Below are 20,090 nucleotides of genomic sequence, written 5' to 3'. Positions count from 1 at the left end.
TAGCCGTACGCCGGAGGCAACCATGGATATAGTAGGTGCATCTAACACAGGGCCTAAGCTAAATGGAAATAAGTTAGAGTGTAAGCACTTGTTTAGGTGGTTCTATCCCCGAGTTTGCCTTTCCATGTGTTACCGAACGTGAGTTGTTTTAGGAGGGAAAATTTGGTACAAAGCCTAAACCACGTCCGATTAATAGAGCGCATCAGGCTATTGTTAGAAATGGCCTGATGCGTGTAGCCCACAGCCAAGCCTACGGCCTTAAATCCAGTGGTAAGCATAATCTGCTCGTACTCGGAAAGAGCCCCTAAAAGGGGGCTACCTTTACTGGACTCAATCAATTTTTGTTGCAGAATCAACGCATCATGCATGGCCATATTCGCGCCCATCCCATATAAGGGGGGCATATTATGAACCGCGTCACCCAGCATCGTTACTCGGCTGGTTACCCAGGGCTGGATGGGCAGCATCGTTTTAATGGCTAGTCGAGTTAGACTACTTTCGTCGGCCTGATTGACCAGCTGTTTTAACTGAGGATGCCACCCAGCCATCTTGTCGACAACAATGGGCCTCAAATCTTCGGTTTGGCTCACTGTGGCCAATTCGTTGCGATGGGTGATAAAGGACCAGAGTACATAGTCTTCATTGGCCTTGATATAATCAGTCCAAGAGAGTCCTGCCTTGTCCATTGCCTGGCGCAGTTGCGGGTTGGCATGACGTAGCTTCTGTTGATGATCAAACGGAGCGCTGAAAAAGAAAAACTTTCGTTTAGCCATCACGACATTCATATGCGCTTGTAGCACCGGGGGAATCCATTGCCGACTCGACGCGGTAAGCCGGGTTCGACCGGCTAAGGCAATCGCATCCGTTTCTACCCGTTGAGCCTGGGGCAAAAGCTGCTTGCGAACGACTGAATTGGCCCCATCAGCGCCGACCAGCACATCGCCCCAGGCTTGGGTGCCATCGGCAAAAAAAGCGTGAACACCTGTCTGCTCCACGAAGGCATAGCGTTCAAATCGTTTATTAAAATAAAGATGATCCTCCAGGCCGACTAAAAGAATCTTTCTCAACAAAATTCGGCTCATAGCATATTGGCCATGTTGAGCCAGCGGATGAGCGCCAACCATCAGTGATTCGTCAATATGAACCAATTCCTCCAATTGTTCGGTCAGAAAGCCAAAACCCTCTTTGACGTCAGCGGTACCGGCCAGAAAGGCTTGCCATAAGGTTTCGGGCAGGCAGCCATGCAAGGACTGACTGCCTACTGGATTCACGTGGATACGGTATCCTTCCAACCAGCTTGCTGAGTCAACGTTTCGTTCGTAGATGGCAAAGGAGATGCCTGCCTTTTTTAAGGCCTGGCCCAGGCACAGGCCACCAATGCCTGCGCCAATAATCAAGATGTGCATAGGAAATTGAGATTTACGAGTTCAAAGACGATTGACCGGTATTGATACGAAGTATCAATAAATCAGCTGGAGTTGTTGTCGAGCGTCACGACTTAGCCAGAACTGGGCTTGTTCAAACCGTGGTGGCCCTACATGACCTTTCACATTATTGGACACGCAGTAGCCTTCCTTGGGCATGCCTACCCAGTTGGTATCCATTCGTCCGTTCTTATTTTTGTCGTGTAGAACGGCCACCGCATAGTGGCCTTCCGGTAAGTTGAACTGGACTCTCGGTGGTTGATCGAGTAAGTCAATAAGGGGGATCTTCTGAACGCAAAGGGCGTAGGATTGATCCGTTGGAAATCCGGCTGGCGAAGCAAACACGCTGACTAGTAAGGTACCCTGCGCGACTTGTAAGCCAGAAATCTGAATGGATAAGGTATGCTTCGTGGCGGATAAACGAGTCCCATCACCCCATACACTCAGCCACAAAACCCAAAAAAGTGCGATCATTTTGCCGTTGATTTCCAGCAAAGGTATCGCTATCCACGGGTAACGAATGGGACAAATCCTGCCATAAATAGGCCTAATTATGCCATCTTTCGATAGTCAAGAGGTGTCAGGCCGCAATGGTTTCTAAAAAAGCGGATGAAATAAGAAACATCATCAAAGTGCAGATAAAAAGCAATATCAGCGACGCTCATCAGACTTTGTTTGAGCAGTACCTTGGCCTCCATCATAATCATCTCGACAATGAAGCTAGAGGCCGTTTTTCCACTCGTTTGCTTAACGGCTTTATTGAGATGGTTGGGTGTTACCGAAAGCAAATCGGCATACTGGCTAATACGCTGTTTGGTCAAGTAGAACTGGTTGACTAATTCGCAGAATCGAGCCGTCAGCGCTTCTGCGCTGGACAAAACGTTTAAGGGTTCACGGGCGTGCTGAACCTGATACATGAGGGCTGCCTCCTGCACTACCACATGAAGGTAGGAGGCCATTAGTTTCTCTTTTTCCTTAACGGGCGATTGATAATACTGGTGTAGCCTGGTAAACAGGAATGAAAACCGCTCGACCTCCGTCGTGGATAGGTTGATAAGCGGGGAATTACCCAAGTGGAAAAAAGGAAAAGTAGAAAGTGATGGCAGGCCGAGCGTAGTCGTTAAGAAATCGGCTTGAATCAAACAAAAATAGCCCTTCGTGTCGGTCCCATATACGTCGCCAGAGGTGATTTGGCCGCCCCCTTTAAAGAAAAGCTGGGGTGGGTCGATGGAATACTTGGTAAGTCCACAATGTTTGGCAGCACCTGCTCCCTGGGTCACAAATAGAATATCAAACAAAGCCGTTCGGTGAATCGGGAATGGAAATTTAAGGAAGGGCAAAACGGCCTCGATTTTAACAATTTTAAAGGGTTCGTCGTAACCAAACCATGGCGCATCTGGCGCGGCAAAACGCTGTTTGAACGTCTCAGTATTGAACGAATCAATAGTTGTCTGGCTTTTCAAGTTGAGCTACTCTTTGCCTCTAAATTACTAATCTCTTGCAAACGATCGAAGAAAAAGATCTTGGTCACCCATTCAAAAAGCGATGTAGGCCTTGTGTGCCAGCCCAGTGGAAAGCCACCTACCCGTCGTAGGGTAAGGCGCCAGCAGTTGGAGCGCCCATTGGAAGCGAACCGACTGTGCTATCCAAATCTGTTGACAGATTAATGACTCAACTTGCTCTTATAACTGTGAGTTAAAAATTCTCATAATAACGCTCCCGCCTGAGACGAAGCAGATTCTGTTTAAATAGGGTGCTCAGCTAGAAAGATTATAAGCGATGGCATAGGTCCGGGGATTGTCGATAATATATTGCGTTTGCAAACAGATTCAGATTATTCCTGGAAAGGCAGGATTAGCTTCGCTATTTCAAGATTACATCTTTGACTTTAATCCGGAATAGGCCACCCGTGAACTGAGCCGTCGCTGGCATACCGTTCTCTAGCCGGTTATAGACGGTCATATCTTCTTTAAAGGAAAGAGCAAAGCGCCCTTCTACCACACCAGTTGCCTGATTGATCTTCGTAACCCTGATCCAATTAGGCTCTGCTCCCTTGTCGATATAGCGTTTCGCTAAGCCGCCGGAATTGCCCACATACGAAAGGTTTGCTTGTTCATTTTTTATAGGGCTACGTTTGTTTAGCTTGGCAAGGGTAGTGCGACCTTTTTTGAAGGGAATATTATAAATCATCAAGATCTGGGTCCGGGTACAGTCACCGTTAACGCACCCCGTAGTCGTGTTAGGATTTGGCTCACTCCCCATGCCTGGATAATCAATATCGGTATAGACCAGCAGGTTCAACTGTCTGCCATCGTCGGGCCGTTGTGTCGATTCCTTGACACGTAAGAGTTGACCGGTACCGTACCAGGTAGAATCGTTGAGCTTACTGGTCACATTGAATGGGCTGTTGGCGGAGAGTCTAGGCTGCCTAGCGCATCCAGCACCGATCAGAAGGAAGAATACGCAATAATAGATGGTATTCATAGTTGCTTTCTTTGAGATAAGAAGAAGCCTACGATTTAAAACTACCTATATAGTTGTTGTTTTAGGTTAGCTGTACAAGCGTTCTGGGGGTTGTGCAACAGCCACGGACGTTTACTTGAACGGATGTTATTCCCAAATCGACATGCTACCCATAGGCTATACGTCAAATTAATTCGTTTACTTTTTAATAACATTTGTTTCGACAGGTATTGCAGTTATTCTGACACCAGTTGTCCGCGCCGTTTCATCACACTTACCTCCTGGAGTGATTTCTTTAACAAGGCCAGAATTGGGGGTTTGGTGATATAGTCATTCATACCCGCTTCCAGACAAATGCCTCGGTCTTCCTGCATGGCGTTAGCGGTCAAGGCAATAATCCACGGCTGGGGGATAGACTGTTGACGAATTAATCGGGTTGCTTGTAACCCGTCCATTTCGGGCATCTGCACATCCATTAAAATTAAATCAAACCCCTGGGGCAGAATTGCCAGTACTTCATGACCGTTTTGGGCTACCGCAGGGGAGTAGCCTAATTTTGTCAGTACCCGCGTCATCAATTTTATGTTGATCGGTGCATCCTCAGCAATCAGGATGCGTAAGGGATATTGCTCAGCAAAATCCAGGCTGTAGACCGACTCAGGACGGGGAGCCACAGGCAGCGAAATGGCGCGTTTCGATTTAAGAGCCTGCTGAATCAACCGGAGCAATTGGTGCTGGTGAATGGGCTTGGTCATAATCGCTTCAAATAAGTCAGCGTTGGTTTTCCGGCTTTCATCACCCATCGAACTCAGGAGCATAATCGGCAGGTCAGGATATAGGGATTTTATGCGACTGGCCAGCTCGATGCCATCCATTTCCGGCATCTGTCGATCGGTGATCACTAAATCAAACCAGGCTCCCTGACCCAGTATATCCAGTGCCTGCTGGCCTGAGCTGGCAACGGTTGGTTGCAGATGCCAGAGTTCAAGCTGCGCCTGCAGTATGCGCCGATTCGTCTGGTTATCATCAATTAGTAGCACCGACTTACCATCGTTATCGGCAATATGTACATAGACATAATGCGGATTAGCTTGTTGACTCACCTGGCATCGTATACTAAAATGAAAGCTGCTGCCCTTCCCTTCTTCGCTCTCCACCTGGATACGGCCACCCATCAACTCGATTAAACGCTGGCTTATAACCAGGCCTAGCCCCGTCCCCCCGTATTGACGGGTGTGAGAGGAATCGACTTGAGAGAAGGATTTGAAAAGTCGGTCGATTTTGTTGGCTGGAATGCCAATGCCCGTATCGCACACCTCAACCCCTAATTCGATCGTCTGATCAGGAAAGCGGCTGAGCAGCCGCACACTGACAACAATTTCGCCCTGGGGGGTGAATTTGATAGCATTTCCCACCAGATTGATTAGGATCTGCCTCAGCCGTAAGCCATCACTCTTAATTTGGGTGGGTACCTGATGGTCGATCTGATAGATCAGATCCAGGCCAACCTGGGCGGCTTTACCGGCAAACATATCCAATACCTCCTCGATGCAATCCCGTAGGTCAATCTCCTGCTGCTCAAGCTCGAGGTGGCCCGATTCAATCTTGGAGAAATCAAGAATGTCGTTAATGACACCGAGTAAGCTTTCCCCGCAGCTACGTATGGTATCGGTATATTCACGCTGTTCGTCGGAAAGCGTGGTATCTTCTAAAAGTGAAGTCATCCCAATCACCCCATTCATCGGGGTACGAATCTCATGGCTCATGGTGGCCAAAAAGACACTTTTGGCTTTATTGGCCATTTCGGCTTCCTGCCTTGCCTGCTGCTCCTGCGCTGACTGCTGGGCTAGTTGCTCATTGAGTAGTTGCAGATGAACGGCCTGATCCAGCAGTTCCTGTTTCTGCTGGGTTACTTCACGGGTTCGCTGCTGAACCTGGCTTTGTAAGAACAATTGTTGCTGTTTAATGCGGTTGACCCGCAGCCGATAAATCAGATACAGTCCACTCAGTAGCGCAACAGCTGCCAGCGCTTTAAACCACCAGGTTTGCCAATAGGGGGGAATGATATGCAGGTTAATAAAAGTCCCGGTCTGATTCCAGACGCCATCATTGTTGGCCGCTTTTACCCGGAAAACATAGTTTCCTGGGTCCAGATTAGTATAGGTCGCCATTCGCTGGGTACCGGCATGAATCCAATCTTTATCGAAGCCCTCTAGCTTATAAGCATACTCGTTGCTGGCCGACATTGTGTAATTAAGGGCCGCAAACCCAAATGAGATGACCGATTGTTGATAGGATAGCGTAAGGTCACGGGTTTCGCTAATGGTTTTTTGCAGGGGAGAGTTCTCTTCCTGCACATGCACCGATTTATTGAAAAGCTGCAAATCGGTAAGATAGACCGGTGGAATAAACGTATTGTAACGTAGGCTGTCCGGGTAAAAGCAGTTTAATCCCGTTAGTCCCCCAAAAAACAATTGTCCCCTGGCGTTTTTATAACAGGCCATCCGATTAAATGAACTGCCTTGTAAGCCATGACGCCCATCAAAATTGCGGATTGTGTGCGTCTTCGGGTTGAAGGCGGTTAGTCCTTTATTCGTACTCAGCCAAAGGGTTCCCTGCTTATCTTCCAGAATACCCTGAATCACCTCATTAGGCAGGCCATCTTGCTGACGATAAGTCTTAAACGTTTGTGTGTTGGGATCGAACTGGTTTAACCCCCCGTTCGTACCAATCCATAATTGACCCGTTGAGCTCTCAAATAATACGGTGACCAGGTTATTACTCAGGCTTTTAGGGTTTTTACCCTCGTGTTGGTACTGAGTAAACCAATTTTTATCTGGGTGATAAATATTTAGCCCACCTCCTTCCGTGCCAATCCAGATATTGCCTGTCCGGTCTTCCCACAGTGTTGCAATGGTCGGGTAATTGAGCTGCCCTGCCTGGGTGGGGTTGGGGCGATAACGGGTTATCGAGCCCGTAGATGGATCATACCGAATCAGCCCTTCTTCAAAGGTGCCCAGCCACATGATCCCATTTCGGGCTTGCAGGATACTACTAATACTGAGCTTGTTGAAATCGCCAACGGAAGCAAACGTGCCCGTAGACCGATCAAACTTACTGAGGCCTCCCTTGAAATTGCCGGCCCAGATTTGCTGGTCCGTATCTTCATAAATAGTCAATACATAATTACTACCAAGGCTGGTGGCCACCTGAGGGGAATGGGTATAGGAGGTGAAAACATGCTGTCCTTTTTTTAATACATTGATACCGCCACCATCCGTACCCAGCCATAAATCTCCCCGCTGATCCTGCCGAACGGCGAGAATGTTGTTATTGGTCAGCTTGTTGCTATTGGTTGGCGTACGTTGATACAGGGTAAAGTTCTGGGGTGCAGCATCCAGCTTATTGACCCCTCCCGCGTACGTGCCGACCCACATCGTGCCGGTACGATCCCGGTATAGGGCATAGATCGATCCATTATTGAGGCCCCGGCTGTCAGCCTCATTGTAGAAATAATAGGAAAATGTCCCATCAGGGTGCAGTACATTGATGCCTCCATTTCGCGTACCGATCCAGAGGTTCCGATTTTTGTCTTCTGCCAGGGTGACGACATCATTGTGGGTTAATTGCTGAGGCTTGGTCCTCGTTGGCTGATAATGGGTAAAGGTTTGCGAAGAGGCATTGAATCGATTCAGGCCCCCTCCTTCCGTGCCGACCCAAAGCCGCCCCTGGGTATCTTCAAAACAGGTGTTTATCTTATCATTACTGAGTGAGTTTTTATCATTGGGTTTATATGTAAAATGATGAAACGTCTTCGTAGCCTGATCCAGTCGATTTACTCCCCCTCCCGAAGTGCCAACCCAAATCCAACCGCTTCGATCAATACAGATCGAACTAACGTCATTATGGCTTAAACTGGTGCTATCGGTCGTTTTGTGACTAAAATGGGTAAATGACTGGTTCTCCGGATTAAAACGATCCAATCCACCTCCGGCCGTACCCACCCACAAAAGCCCCTTTGCATCCTGGGCGATGGCCATTACTTTATTGTGGCTGAGACTATTTTGAACCCCGGGAAGATGAGTATAATTCGTAAACCGTTCGGTGTTTGGGTTAAATAAGCTTAAGCCACCGTCATCCGTACCGATCCATAAACGCCCTTTCTTATCCTCAAACAGGGTATGAATGTAACTATGACTTAGACTGGAGGAATTTTGAGGATCATTCCGGTAAAGTGTATAGGTATAGCCATCATATTTGTTAAGGCCATCCTGGGTACCAAACCACATAAACCCTTTTCTATCCTGTAATATACAGGTTACATTATTTTGGGAGAGGCCCTGTGTGGTGGTCAGATGGGTAAACCCAACATTTTGATGTTGTGCATTGGCAACCTGAAGGATCAAAAGCCCTTTGAGCAGTAAGAAAAGGGTACGGGATGGCATTGAAGGAAGTACTATAAAGTAAGAGGTGTATATTTTGTAAATATAGTAACATATAATATATTTATTTTTAGTTGAATAACATTATTATCCTTGCTGATCGTTGACAATGGCTAATAAATTGGTTAGGATAGAGAGTTGCAATCGAATTAAATTAAGACGAATTCAGCAAGTGCCCGGAAGCGGATAGCCGTCAATCTATTGAATACAGCGAAAAGTTGTCCATAGCGCCTGAAGTCCTTTCCAAACTGGATCACCGTAAGGCTGAGGGGAAAGCTGATGAAAAAGGATGGTGTTAAGCCCGCACTTTTAAGGTGCACTATTAAATGTAAGGTCATGGGTCGTTTGCCCATGTAATCCAGCATCGAGATGGTCCCTTGAAAGGTCTTTATATCCGTGCCCTCAGCCGCCAACGGGTTCAGAACAGTGTTCGTTTTAAATACCATCTCTACCGGGATGTTTCGTTTTTCACTATTTCTGGCGACCAGCCCGTCATAGTACTGATTCAGGTTGCGGGCGATGCTGTCGGGGCCGATCAACGGTGATCCATCCAAACACCAGACAAAGGCATAGGACCAATATTCACCGCTTTGCAGATCACTCCAGCCACGGGTAAAGCGGATATCTACCACCCCTTTTGTCCACTTTTATTTGACGACGTACATCGATACCTCGTGCAGCTAGTGGTTCAAAACTATCTTGATCATTTAGCCCAATAAGCACGATCCTATTCATGATGAGTTTCTAGATCAGACAGATACAGGCCCAACTAAAAGATTAACTGTTTTTCCCTCAAGATTAAAACCTTCTGTTAAGGTGGCATTCTAGATAACATGCCTGTTAGATTACCAATGGCTAGGAATGAAAAGTTTCATAAAGAACTACAAGCTTACTACATGGCAGGTCTAAAACGGAGGTTTAATCATCTCAACGTCGTTTAGAGTTAGGTGTCAATCTGTCCAATGCAGCTGCAAATTTATTATTGAACTATACCATAAAATATTTTTATTATTTCGAGCATAGGGAAAGATCGTGCAACCTTGTCTATGTTAAGTACCCAAGTTCGCGTACAACTGAACATAGTAACATGGCAGACATTTATCTGGATAGTTTAGGGAACCAGCCTTCACCTCGCGACTCACCCAAGTCTGGCATGTCAAGCATCGAAACGCTGGTCACAGATGATGAACGGTTACTGCGTAGTACTTTTAAGGATGATCCACAAAAGGGTTGTGCGCTGTTGTTCACGAGATATTATGTGAATCTGTGCAACCACGCAGTGCGCTTTGTCCACTCTAATGAGATTGCGGAAGATATTGTTTCTGAAGTCTTTACCAGTTTCTGGCAGAACAAGATCTATGAACAAATCACAACATCCTACCGCGCCTATCTGTACAAGTGCATAAGACACCGTTCTTACAATTACCTTAAATGGCAGCTTAACCGGACAACCTCCCTGGAAACGGAACATCTGTCCATGATCTCACAATCCCTTAGTCCGGATGAAGTGCTTCAGTTTAGCGAGTTGCACCAGCGCGTTGAATTGATCATTCAGAAGCTGCCACCGCAGTGTAGGCGAGCTTATCTACTCAAGCGGGTCGAGGGTAAAAAGTATGATGAAATTGCGGATGAACTGCAGATCAGCTCAAAAGCTGTGGAGGCACTTGTCAGTAGAGCCCTTGCGCGGCTGCGTAACGAACTCAAAGGTGATTGGTTTTTGGGGGCTCTGCTTTTTTTCTACATATGATTCTAGTAGTCCATTCATGGATCAATTCCTTTTAGTCGTCAGATCTGACATTTGAACCTATGGAAAAGCCAGTGATGAAACGTCTGCTGTTCGATTTTTTCTCTGAAAAAACGACCGCTATGCAGCGAAAATTAATTGAAGAATGGTTGAAAGAGCCTCCTAATGAGGAGTTATACTACCAATATCTGGATGCTTGGGAAAGTGAAAATCCACAGTTTTTCCCGGATCTGGATGAGGCAATGAAAAGGTATCAGGTGCAGTTGACTGGCACAGTATCCCGTAAAGCTGCATCAGAACCGTCTGTCAATCTGCAACGGTTGCCATCGCTGAGCCGAGGTAGGTGGTATAGTAGCCTTGTCGCAGCCTGTGTTCTGATTGTGGCTTGCTTTCTGTTCAGAAAAGAACTGATGTATCAAACCTTGAAGTCAGCTAACGCACATAGTAGCACTTACCAGCTTTCGGATGGAACAACGGTGCTGTTGAATGCAAATTCAACACTGCTGATACCCAGGTTCGGTTTCGGAAGCGATTCACGGGAAGTAGAGCTTGAAGGAGAAGCCGACTTTACGGTTACCCATACCAAGTCTAATAAGCGATTTATTGTGAATATGGGTGACCATTACCGTATTGAAGTGCTGGGGACGCAATTTGTCGCGTATTCCCGCAGCCAAGAAAAGCGGGTGTTTCTCTCCCATGGAAAGGTGAAGCTACAGCTTCCGCAAGGGAAGCAGATTTATATGAAGCCCGGTAATCTGTTCACTTCCGGGTCAAACGACAGCTTTAATATTACTGTTCCTGCCAAGCCACAGAAGTATACCGCCTGGAAGGAGCAGCTGTTTTATTTCGACAATACGATGCTTTCAGAAGTCGCCAGGCAAATGAAAGAGCGATTTAACGTTGAGGTGCGTATCGCTGATACCATACTGGCTGAACGTCGTATTGGCGGCATATACCGTGCTGAGCACCCGGATGATCTTTTCCACATCTTATCGGAGCTTCTACCAATCGAAGTCATTCAAAATCAAGATCATGTTGAAATACGTAATAAATAAATTCAATAATTATGAAACAATTACTACATCGTATTGCAGGACTATTATTGGTGTCCTTATTTCTACAGCAAATTTGCCTGTCGCAACGTATCGCTTATGTCAGCCAGTCCCTTGTTAACAAGTCTGTCAACAATCAGCAGAGCATAGTTACAATGTTAAGAGATGTATTAGTCGATTTAGGCCGGAAATATCAGGTAAGTATTGTTTTTGAAGAATCAACGGTACAAGGCATTTCTGTTACCGTCGCTACTGAGGGTAAGCTGGAACGTCAGCTTGAACTGCTTTTGAAGCCTTACGGCCTGGCCTACAGGAAAGCGGGTAAAGGAATTTATGTAATCGTTCGCAAAGAAACCGGTAAAGTATCGAAGGCCGGTTTTGTCAATACAGCCAATGAATTGCCTGCCCCTGAAACAAACCTTTCTACTCAACGAGACCTCGCTGCGGAAATTCTGCCCGTTTCTACTTCCGAAGAAAGAGTGACAGGTAAAGTTTCGGACGAAAAAGGCGTTGGCTTGCCTGGCGTAAGTGTCGTGTTGAAAGGTACTCAGAAAGGTACTGTTACGGGTACTGATGGAAGGTACGAACTGGTAATTCCTGATAGAGAAGCAACGCTTATCTTTTCGTTTATTGGATACGTTCCTCAGGAAATGATCATCGGAAATCGGTCGGTATTGGATCTGACCCTGAAAGTAGATACCAAAACCCTGGAAGAAGTGATTGTGGTAGGGTATGGAACCCAAATACGCCGTGATGTTACCAGTGCGGTATCATCCGTTTCGGAAAAGGATTTTAAAGGTCAGCCGGTTACCCGACTCGACCAGGTCCTTCAGGGGAGAGTACCGGGGGTGCAGGTTACCAATTCGGGCGGGGCGCCGGGGGGGGAGGTGCGGATCAGGGTGCGTGGCGCCAATTCGCTGAGCGGGGATAATGATCCGCTGTATGTGGTTGACGGTTTCATCGGTGCTGATTTTACCACCATCAACCCGGAAGACATTGCCTCGATTGAGGTGCTGAAAGATGCATCGGCAACTTCGATCTATGGAAGCCGTGGGGCAAATGGGGTGATTATCATTACCACCAAGACAGGGAAAAAGGGGGAGATGAAGGTTGATTTCGGCGTTCGGTACTATAGCTCAACGGTACTCAAGAAATATAATACGCTGAATGCTGCGGACTTTGCGCAGGTCGCCAACGAGCGTGTGAAGGCCCTCCTGCCCGTTGGTGGCACTTACGTCCCCAAGTTTACAGATAGCCAGATTGAAGGGTTTCGGAAGTCCGGTGGTACAGACTGGCAAGATGAGATTTTCAGGACGGCGCCTGGTAAGGAGATCCAGTTGACGTTGTCGGGCGGAAATGAAAAAACGAGTTATCTGATTTCCGGTAATTTTCTCAACCAGGATGGAATCATCAAAAACACCGATTTCAAACGCTATTCGATACGGAGTAACATCACTTCCCAGTTGAGTAAAAAGTTTTCTCTGCGATTTAATTTCACGGGTGCCAGGCGAGAAAACCATAACACCAGCGGCACATCCCAGCGGAGTGGTGCACTCTCACAGGCACTTGCCTGGGCACCCACTACGCCCGTGAGAGACGACAAAGGCAATTATGTCCTTTTTGACCCGACCAGTTCGCTTTTTTCCAATCCGGTTGCCATCATCAATGAAAATGAATACCGTTCCGAGAACAGCAGCATCAATATGGTTGGCGCACTACGTTACGAATTTATTCCAGGACTTTCGCTTGATATTCAGGGCGGATTAAATTACCTCAATTCACAGGGGAAGGCCTTTCAAGGGTATCCATCGACCAGGACCTGGGCTACGGCTGGACGATCTTCAGGCGAGAATGTTACCTGGCAGAACACCAATACGCTTAACTATTCAAAGGTGTTTAATCTCAGCCATAAGCTAAATGTTACGGCCGTTTTTGAAACACAAAAATTCACCGGTACGGGATTTAATGCCAACGTAGCCAATCTTACGTACCCCGCTCAATCATACGATAACTTAGCGCTCTCTGCATCCAGTACGGTTGGGTCCGGTTATTCGAGCTGGAGCCTGCTCTCGACACTGGGTAGGGTCAACTATTCGTATAAAGACCGGTATTTAGTATCGGCAACGGTGCGACGCGACGGCTCGTCCAAATTTCAGGGTAGCAATAAGTTTAGTACGTTCCCTTCGGTCTCCCTTGGATGGCACATGTCGGAAGAGTCTTTTCTGAAGAATCAGGGGATTATCGACGATCTTAAAATTCGTACAAGCTGGGGACTGACCGGCAACCAGGGTATCGGTTCGTACGGTACATTGTCAAGCTACGTGACTAATGTGGATGATGCAGGCGTAGTTTTCAACGGTAATGGCGGACCGCTGGTGGCTGGTATTCTTTTAGGAAACCCAGGGAATGTTAATCTGAAATGGGAAACCACCGAACAGTTCAATCTGGGTCTGGATGTAGAGATACTCAAAGGTAAGTTGCGGCTGTCGGCAGATTATTTTGTAAAAAATACAAGGGACTTGCTGATGCTCAGGCCATTGCCTGGATATATAGGCGGATATAGTATTCAGTCCAATATTGGTGAGCTACAGAACAAAGGCTGGGAGTTTGCCCTGAATACGACGCCTGTCCGATCGAACGGGTTTGAGTGGACGAGCACATTAAATGTTGCGCTCCTGAAAAACAAGATCGTACGCCTGAGAACAGAGCGCGATACAATTCCGCTCAATGAAAATGTGCTAATACCCGGGCAGCCCATGAATGCGTTTTGGGGATACAAGTACCTCGGGACCTGGAAGGCCAACCAGGCAGATGAGGCTGCCTTAAGCAAGCTTAAACCAGGTGATGCCCGCTACGAAGACCTTGATCGAAATGGCGTGTTGAACGAAAAGGACCAGCAGGTGCTCGGCAATGGAACCCCTAACGTATCCATTGGCTTCAACAACACGTTCACCTACAAAAATCTTTCACTGAATCTGTTTTTTCAGGGGCTGCTGGGTTTTGACAAACTCAACTATACGTATGCCAATGGCATCATGGGCAGTACGGACGCCAAGGAAATAACTTTTGCGGACATTCGGGACCGGTATATCCCAGGTGTAAATGAAACGTCCGATATACCCGCCTTCAGCAGTGCATCAACTAATTCACTGATCCAGACCTCCCGGTTTGTTGAAAAGGGTGATTTCGTCCGGCTGAAAAACGTCAGCCTTACCTATACCTTACCAAAGACTTTGCTGAAAAATATTGCCGCTGTCCGGCTGTTTGTCAGCGCCACCAACCTGCTGACATTTACAAAATACAAGGGTATCGATCCCGAGTCTAATTCCAATGCCGTTAGCGGTATTACGTGGCAAAATTTTGGAACCGATGTACAGCAGGGCATAGATTACGGGGCTTACCCGAACTCAAAAACCTATACAGCGGGCATTAATTTTTCTTTCTAAAACCTTAACGTCCTATCAGTCATGAAAAAATTATTCATCTTATTCGTATTTATCAATTGCCTGGGATGCAGTGGTTTCCTGGAAGAGAACCCTAAAGGGGCAATTGTAGGTACTAATGCAATCAGCGACGTGCAGGGCCTGGAAGCTGCCCTAACCGGCACATACAAAGGGTTGCTCCGTACGTGGACGCGGGGTTTCTTAAATTCGTCTATTCAGAGTTTCGCAATGGGCGGGGATGACCTTTCTACTGTTGTCGCTGGAAACACGCCCAAGATGTGGTCGCGTCAACTCGACCAGTTTGATGTAACCTCGGGCAATAGTCATACCGCCTTTATTTGGGACGGCTGTTACAAAACAATACAAGGCGCCAATAATATCATTAATAATTATAAGTTTGTATCAGGCGATCAGACTAAAGTTACTCAGATAGTAGGGGAAGCGTATTTCCTTCGTGCGCTGTCCTATTATTGGCTGGTTCGTGGGTTTGGTGCCATTCCCTTGATCACTTCGTCCGATTTCAGTGATGAACTATTAACTGTGAAAAGGACAGAAGCGGGGCCGATCTACCAACTGATCGAAAATGACCTGAAAAAAGCGGAAGAGCTTGTTGCCAACAAAAAAAGGGATCCGGGCAGGCCCAACAAAGGTTCCGTCAAGGCGTTGTTGGCAGATGTGTATCTGACCGAAGGCGGATGGCCACTAAAAATTCAAGGTAAGTACGCACTTGCAGCCGCCAAGGCAAAAGAAGTCATCGATAACAAGGCCACATATGGTTTCGATCTGGTGGATTTGAGTGTGCTTTGGGGCGGAAATACGGCGGCAATCGGTACGAGCGAAGAAGTGATGGCATTTCATGCGTCAACTAGTTTTGGCGGATCAGTAAATGGCTTCTATGGCCAACCAGGTACACCTGCTGAAGAAGGAGGCTGGGAAGATTTTTGTACGGAGATCCATTTTTTCAAAAAATTCCCCGAAGGCAAACGAAAGGATATCACTTTTCGCACTCAGTTTGTACGAAGTAATGGAGCCATTGTACCCTGGGAGAGCAGTGCCGAAAAGAAACCGTATTTCGCGAAATTCAGGCTAGCGGTAAATAACACCTGGCAGTCGTCGCTGCCCGTGCATATGATTCGTTACGCACATGTTTTACTCATCTATGCAGAAGCATCGGCACGTGCTGGCTCAGCCAGTGCCGATGCCTACACGGCAATAAACGCGGTAAGGACAAGAGCCGGCCTTAAGGCATTATCAGGCTTGTCGAATGACGCCTTTATTCAGGCTGTTGTAGATGAAAGGGCCTGGGAATTTGCTGGTGAATATTCAAGATGGTTTGACCTGCTGCGGCTGGAAATGGTTGAAAGCGCCAATGCAACTAAAGATGCCAACGACCTTAAGCCAATTGGGGCCATTTCGAAGCCGGATTACACGTTTCCTATTCCGCTTAAAGACGCCAACCTGAACCCCAACCTTGGTCAGTAACCGAAACGATTTGAGTACTTTTAACAACTACCATATCACCGGCCACTATAGGTTGTATGGTAGTTTTTTTGTAGTCTTCTGAGAAACCACCTGTACGACATTCCGGATAATTATACCTTATATTTCCTAACAGATCTCCTTTTGTTTATAAAATAGACTCTTTCGTTTTTTACGTCCAGCATGTTGAAATTATTACCGCCTTTCGCCCTGTTTCTGCTGTTAAGTTTTGGATTCAGCCTTCGGGAATCGAACCAGTCGTTACCCGTTGCACCTGTGGCTGGCCTTCAGCTGAGGGTTATTCAAAACCAAACCACTGAAACCATTTCCATCTTTCGGGGGGATGAAAAAACACCAATCCTGGTCCAGAATGCCAAGGCTACTTTTCGCCCTTACCTCCATCCAATCATCGCGCCAGATGGCAAGGGTGTTCTTACGGAATACAGTCCCGGGCACCATAAACACCAGACGGGTATTTACTGGGGGTATACCCGGGTGAATGGCCGTGATTATTTTCACCATCCCGACGGAAATTATTGGAAGAGGATTTCGGCCAAAGTGCTCGAAGGAAAAGGCGACAACGTGAAATGGCAAACCGTCTACGATCTACTGGATTCGACCGGGAAAGCCGTCTTAACAGAAACTCAGAACTGGTCGATGCGCCAAAAGGGAGGTATCTATTTGCTTGATCTCGAATGGAATGGCGAAGCGCAAACCGACGTCACGATTGGCAAATACGACTATGGTGGCTTATTTGTACGAATGCCCTGGAAAGAGGGGATTAAAGGTGAGGTGGTAAACGCGGCCAGACAACGGAATGAAAAAGCAGAAGGACAGGCTGCGATGTGGGTTGACATTGGTATGCAGGTGGAAGGGCGTACTAACCTGGCCCATATTGCCATACTGGACCATCCTGACAATAAAGGGTATCCTCAGACGTGGCGCGTAGACAGTCAGCTGGGTGCTGGCCCGGCAAGGGCGCGAAAAGCAGACTGGCATATTAAAAAAGGAGATACCGAGGTCATTAAGCATGAGCTTGTCATCTATACGGGCTCTCTCAACGATGTGCAGCTCAATAAAACATTTGGCGAGTTTATTGGCAATAACGGAACCTATAACACAGCGGCTTTATGGGCGATTGCGCAGAAGGAGGGCAAAGAGGCAAAATTTTTGAGTGCCCAGGAAGCTGTTGTAGCCATGACCATAAAAGAAGGGTTTACAGTGAATGCATGGGCATCCGAACCCATGATGACCCAGCCCATGGCCTTTTGCTGGGATGATAGGGGGCGGATGTGGATTACTGAAAACAAAGATTATGAGTCGAGAGGTAAAGGGTTTTCCAATTCGGGCGACAGCCGTATCCTGATTTTGGAGGACACTGATCACGACGGCGTTGCGGACAGTAAAAAAGTATTTATGGAAGGGATCGCTTTTCCATCGGCCCTCGCTGTGGGCTTCGACGGCGTATTTATAGGTGCGCCACCAAACCTGCTTTTCGTCCCGGATAAAAATAAGGATGATAAGGCCGATATGAACGATATTGAGGTACGCTTAACCGGCTGGGGTATTCGCGACAGGCATGAAACGCTGAATAGTTTTCACTGGGGGCCCGACGGATGGTTATATGGATTACAGGGTTTTGCCACGCCTTCCAAAGTAGGTAGACCCAAAGGCAAAGGCAAGTTGTACAAACACAACGATCCGTTTCCCGAGGATATTCTTCAGGGCGAAGGGACGGATATAAACGGGGGTGTTTGGCGGTATCATCCGACCAAGGACAAATTTGAAGTAGTGGCGCATGGGTTTAGCAATCCCTGGGGGATCGATTATGATGCGAAGGGACAATTGCTGATAACGGCCTGTGTCATTCCACATCTATGGCATGTCATTCCGGGCGGCATTTACCACAGACAGGGCGGGCAGCATTTTAACCCATACGTCTATACTGATATAAAAACTATTGCCGATCATAGTCATAGATCTGCGCATGGAGGAGCTCGGGTCTATCTTTCTGATGCCTTTCCCGAATCGGAGAGAGGGAAAATTTTCATGGCTAACATTCATGAACACGGTGTATTGTCTGATGTACTCGTACCGAAGGGGTCTGGATTTGTTGGCAAACACGGTGACGATTTTATGATGGCCAATAATGCACAGTGGGTCGGGTTTAGTATGGAAGTAGGCCCGGAGGGAGGCCTGTATGTGCTTGACTGGCATGATGCTGACATCTGCGGATCTGATGTCCTGAACTCAGAAACGGGAAGGATTTTTAGAATCATGCCCAACGTAAGCCAGGCATCAAAATGGGATGGCCGGTATGCCGATCTTGGCAAAATGAGTGACGTCCAGCTGGCTGAACTTCAACTCAGTAAAAGCGAATGGCACGCGAGAAGGGCCCGGATAATTCTGCAGGATCGGGCTTCAAAGGGCACAATAACCAAATTGGCCTACGACAAATTAGTCAACATATACCTCACCGACAGCCATCCTGATTTTCGGCTAAGAGCTATGTGGTCGTTGCAGGTTTCAAACGGATTTGATGACAAGGCACTGAATGAAGCGCTTTCAGATAAGGATCAATACATTCGCTCGTGGGCAATTCAGTTTTTGTGTGAGGAAAACCCGGCGTCCGCCAACGCAATTGCCAAATTTGAAAAAATGGCAAATGAAGATACTTCCCCCGTAGTTAGGTTGTATCTGGCTTCGGCGCTTCAACGGCTGAATCCTGAGCAACGGTGGAAAATAGGGGAGTTGTTACTATCTCATCAGGAGGACATTGCAGATCACAATTTGCCTAAGATGATCTGGTATGGTATCGAGCCTTTGGTAAAAGCTGATCCAGCCCGGGCGCTTCGATTAGCTGCAAAAAGCAAAATCCCTCTGGTGACCAACTTTATCGCCCGTCGCGTTGTTGACGCTGATGCTTTGGAAAGTCTGATTACAATGATAGGCAATTTGCCGACCAATCAGATAGCGATGCTGGAAGGGATGCGAGACGGTCTGGAGGGGCGTACGGATAGTAAAACACCGGCTGACTGGAACGTTGTCTACGCTAAACTAAAACAAACCAGAGGCAAAGTGGCTCAACTTTCCACCGAGATTGCTCAGCATTTTGGGGATACGGAAGTCGCGAAAAATTACATGACAACGTTAAAGAATTCCACTGCGCCCGCTGAACAGCGTAAAAAAGCGTTGCAGGCACTAGCATCGCAGCAGCGCCCTGAATTGGTAAAGGAGTTACCCGGTTTGTTGAATGAAGCTCAATTACGACTCGATATAATCCGCTCAGTAGCCGCTTACGACCATGAGCCACTAGGCAAATTGCTGTTGGAAAAATACCCGTCCTTTACGCAAAAGGAAAAGGCTGAGACGATTCAAACTCTTTCATCCCGGCCCAAATACGGATGGCTGCTTACGCAGGCAATCGCTAAAAAAACATTGGCTAAGAAGGAAATACCGACTTATGTTGCCCGACAATTGCGTCGCGTTGTTGGTAGTGGTTTTGTGGAAGTATGGGGGCCGATTGATCACATTGCATTTGACGAAAAGGCTTACAAAAAATACAGAGCGCTTTTGACTGATCGGGTGGTTGCTTCTTCGAATCCAGTGAATGGACGGTTGATTTTTAAAAATACCTGTGGTCCCTGCCATAAAATGTATGGAGAAGGAGGCATCATCGGACCCGAACTAACTGGTTCTAACAGGGCCAATTTGGATTATTTACTGGGTAATATCCTTGATCCAAGTGGAGAGATTCAGGATGATTACAAAATGGTAGTCGTAACAACCAGAGACGGAAGAACTTATGTCGGTAATGTAGCCAAGGAAACAGAACGTCAGGTGACATTGCGGGTGGTTGGACAGGATGCGGTTATCCTCAATAAATCGGATATTCAGACCAAAGAAACAACACCTATCTCGCTAATGCCTTCGGGGTTGTTGGAGGCTTTATCTGATAAGCAGGTCACAGACCTCATAGCATTTATGAGGACTACTAAACAGACAAAGAGCGGGAAATAGTAGCAAATTTTTGGAGTTTATCC

The 20,090-nt window shown here is 47.1% G+C and carries 11 protein-coding genes; 5 read left to right on the top strand and 6 right to left on the bottom strand.

Annotated elements, in window-relative coordinates; genetic code table 11:
• Positions 1 to 92 precede the first annotated feature (92 nt).
• The 6 genes from GJR95_RS12050 to GJR95_RS12025 all read right to left on the bottom strand — a co-directional run bounded on the left by GJR95_RS12050 (position 93) and on the right by GJR95_RS12025 (position 8,961).
• Positions 93 to 1,406 carry an FAD-dependent oxidoreductase gene (locus tag GJR95_RS12050; RefSeq protein ID WP_162386101.1) on the bottom strand — a complete coding sequence of 438 codons (1,314 nt, stop codon included), beginning with the start codon at positions 1,404 to 1,406 and terminating at the stop codon, positions 93 to 95.
• 54 nt (positions 1,407 to 1,460) lie between these two features.
• On the bottom strand, positions 1,461 to 1,898 hold the full coding sequence (locus GJR95_RS12045; RefSeq protein WP_162386100.1) for a DUF2141 domain-containing protein: 438 nt from the start codon (positions 1,896 to 1,898) through the stop codon (positions 1,461 to 1,463).
• Positions 1,899 to 1,975: 77 nt separating this feature from the next.
• Positions 1,976 to 2,887 (bottom strand): helix-turn-helix domain-containing protein, encoded by a 912-nt coding sequence (locus GJR95_RS12040; protein ID WP_162386099.1) that lies wholly within the window; start codon positions 2,885 to 2,887, stop codon positions 1,976 to 1,978.
• A gap of 400 nt (positions 2,888 to 3,287) precedes the next feature.
• The gene (locus tag GJR95_RS12035; protein WP_162386098.1) at positions 3,288 to 3,908 is read right to left on the bottom strand and encodes a hypothetical protein; all 621 of its coding nucleotides are present in this window, start codon (positions 3,906 to 3,908) and stop codon (positions 3,288 to 3,290) included.
• A gap of 215 nt (positions 3,909 to 4,123) precedes the next feature.
• On the bottom strand, positions 4,124 to 8,332 hold the full coding sequence (locus GJR95_RS12030; protein ID WP_162386097.1) for a hybrid sensor histidine kinase/response regulator: 4,209 nt from the start codon (positions 8,330 to 8,332) through the stop codon (positions 4,124 to 4,126).
• A gap of 146 nt (positions 8,333 to 8,478) precedes the next feature.
• On the bottom strand, positions 8,479 to 8,961 hold the full coding sequence (locus GJR95_RS12025; protein ID WP_162386096.1) for a hypothetical protein: 483 nt from the start codon (positions 8,959 to 8,961) through the stop codon (positions 8,479 to 8,481).
• Between the two features lie 455 nt (positions 8,962 to 9,416).
• Between GJR95_RS12025 and GJR95_RS12020 the strand changes: the two genes are divergently transcribed.
• The 5 genes from GJR95_RS12020 to GJR95_RS12000 all read left to right on the top strand — a co-directional run bounded on the left by GJR95_RS12020 (position 9,417) and on the right by GJR95_RS12000 (position 20,067).
• Positions 9,417 to 10,076, top strand: coding sequence for an RNA polymerase sigma-70 factor (locus tag GJR95_RS12020; protein ID WP_162386095.1), 660 nt, complete (start codon positions 9,417 to 9,419; stop codon positions 10,074 to 10,076).
• A gap of 59 nt (positions 10,077 to 10,135) precedes the next feature.
• Positions 10,136 to 11,128: a FecR family protein gene (locus GJR95_RS12015; protein ID WP_162386094.1), complete on the top strand. Its 993-nt coding sequence runs from the start codon at positions 10,136 to 10,138 to the stop codon at positions 11,126 to 11,128.
• Between the two features lie 11 nt (positions 11,129 to 11,139).
• Entirely contained in the window at positions 11,140 to 14,571 is a 3,432-nt protein-coding gene (locus tag GJR95_RS12010; protein ID WP_162386093.1) for a SusC/RagA family TonB-linked outer membrane protein, read from the top strand.
• Positions 14,572 to 14,592: 21 nt separating this feature from the next.
• On the top strand, positions 14,593 to 16,050 hold the full coding sequence (locus GJR95_RS12005; protein ID WP_162386092.1) for a RagB/SusD family nutrient uptake outer membrane protein: 1,458 nt from the start codon (positions 14,593 to 14,595) through the stop codon (positions 16,048 to 16,050).
• 180 nt (positions 16,051 to 16,230) lie between these two features.
• Positions 16,231 to 20,067 (top strand): PVC-type heme-binding CxxCH protein, encoded by a 3,837-nt coding sequence (locus GJR95_RS12000; RefSeq protein WP_162386091.1) that lies wholly within the window; start codon positions 16,231 to 16,233, stop codon positions 20,065 to 20,067.
• The last annotated feature ends 23 nt before the right edge of the window (positions 20,068 to 20,090 follow it).

The sequence above is a fragment of the Spirosoma endbachense genome, assembly GCF_010233585.1.
GTDB classification, from domain to species: Bacteria; Bacteroidota; Bacteroidia; order Cytophagales; family Spirosomataceae; genus Spirosoma; species Spirosoma endbachense.
Note: the sequence above shows the minus strand (reverse complement) of the source record. Positions and strands in the feature narration are given on the sequence as shown.

Coding starts and splice junctions, on each gene's coding strand:
- GJR95_RS12050 (WP_162386101.1), bottom strand. CDS start 1,406: ATGCACATCTTGATTATTGGCGCAGGCATTGGTGGCCTGTGCCTGGGC.
- GJR95_RS12045 (WP_162386100.1), bottom strand. CDS start 1,898: ATGATCGCACTTTTTTGGGTTTTGTGGCTGAGTGTATGGGGTGATGGG.
- GJR95_RS12035 (WP_162386098.1), bottom strand. CDS start 3,908: ATGAATACCATCTATTATTGCGTATTCTTCCTTCTGATCGGTGCTGGA.
- GJR95_RS12030 (WP_162386097.1), bottom strand. CDS start 8,332: ATGCCATCCCGTACCCTTTTCTTACTGCTCAAAGGGCTTTTGATCCTT.
- GJR95_RS12020 (WP_162386095.1), top strand. CDS start 9,417: ATGGCAGACATTTATCTGGATAGTTTAGGGAACCAGCCTTCACCTCGC.
- GJR95_RS12015 (WP_162386094.1), top strand. CDS start 10,136: ATGGAAAAGCCAGTGATGAAACGTCTGCTGTTCGATTTTTTCTCTGAA.
- GJR95_RS12010 (WP_162386093.1), top strand. CDS start 11,140: ATGAAACAATTACTACATCGTATTGCAGGACTATTATTGGTGTCCTTA.
- GJR95_RS12005 (WP_162386092.1), top strand. CDS start 14,593: ATGAAAAAATTATTCATCTTATTCGTATTTATCAATTGCCTGGGATGC.
- GJR95_RS12000 (WP_162386091.1), top strand. CDS start 16,231: ATGTTGAAATTATTACCGCCTTTCGCCCTGTTTCTGCTGTTAAGTTTT.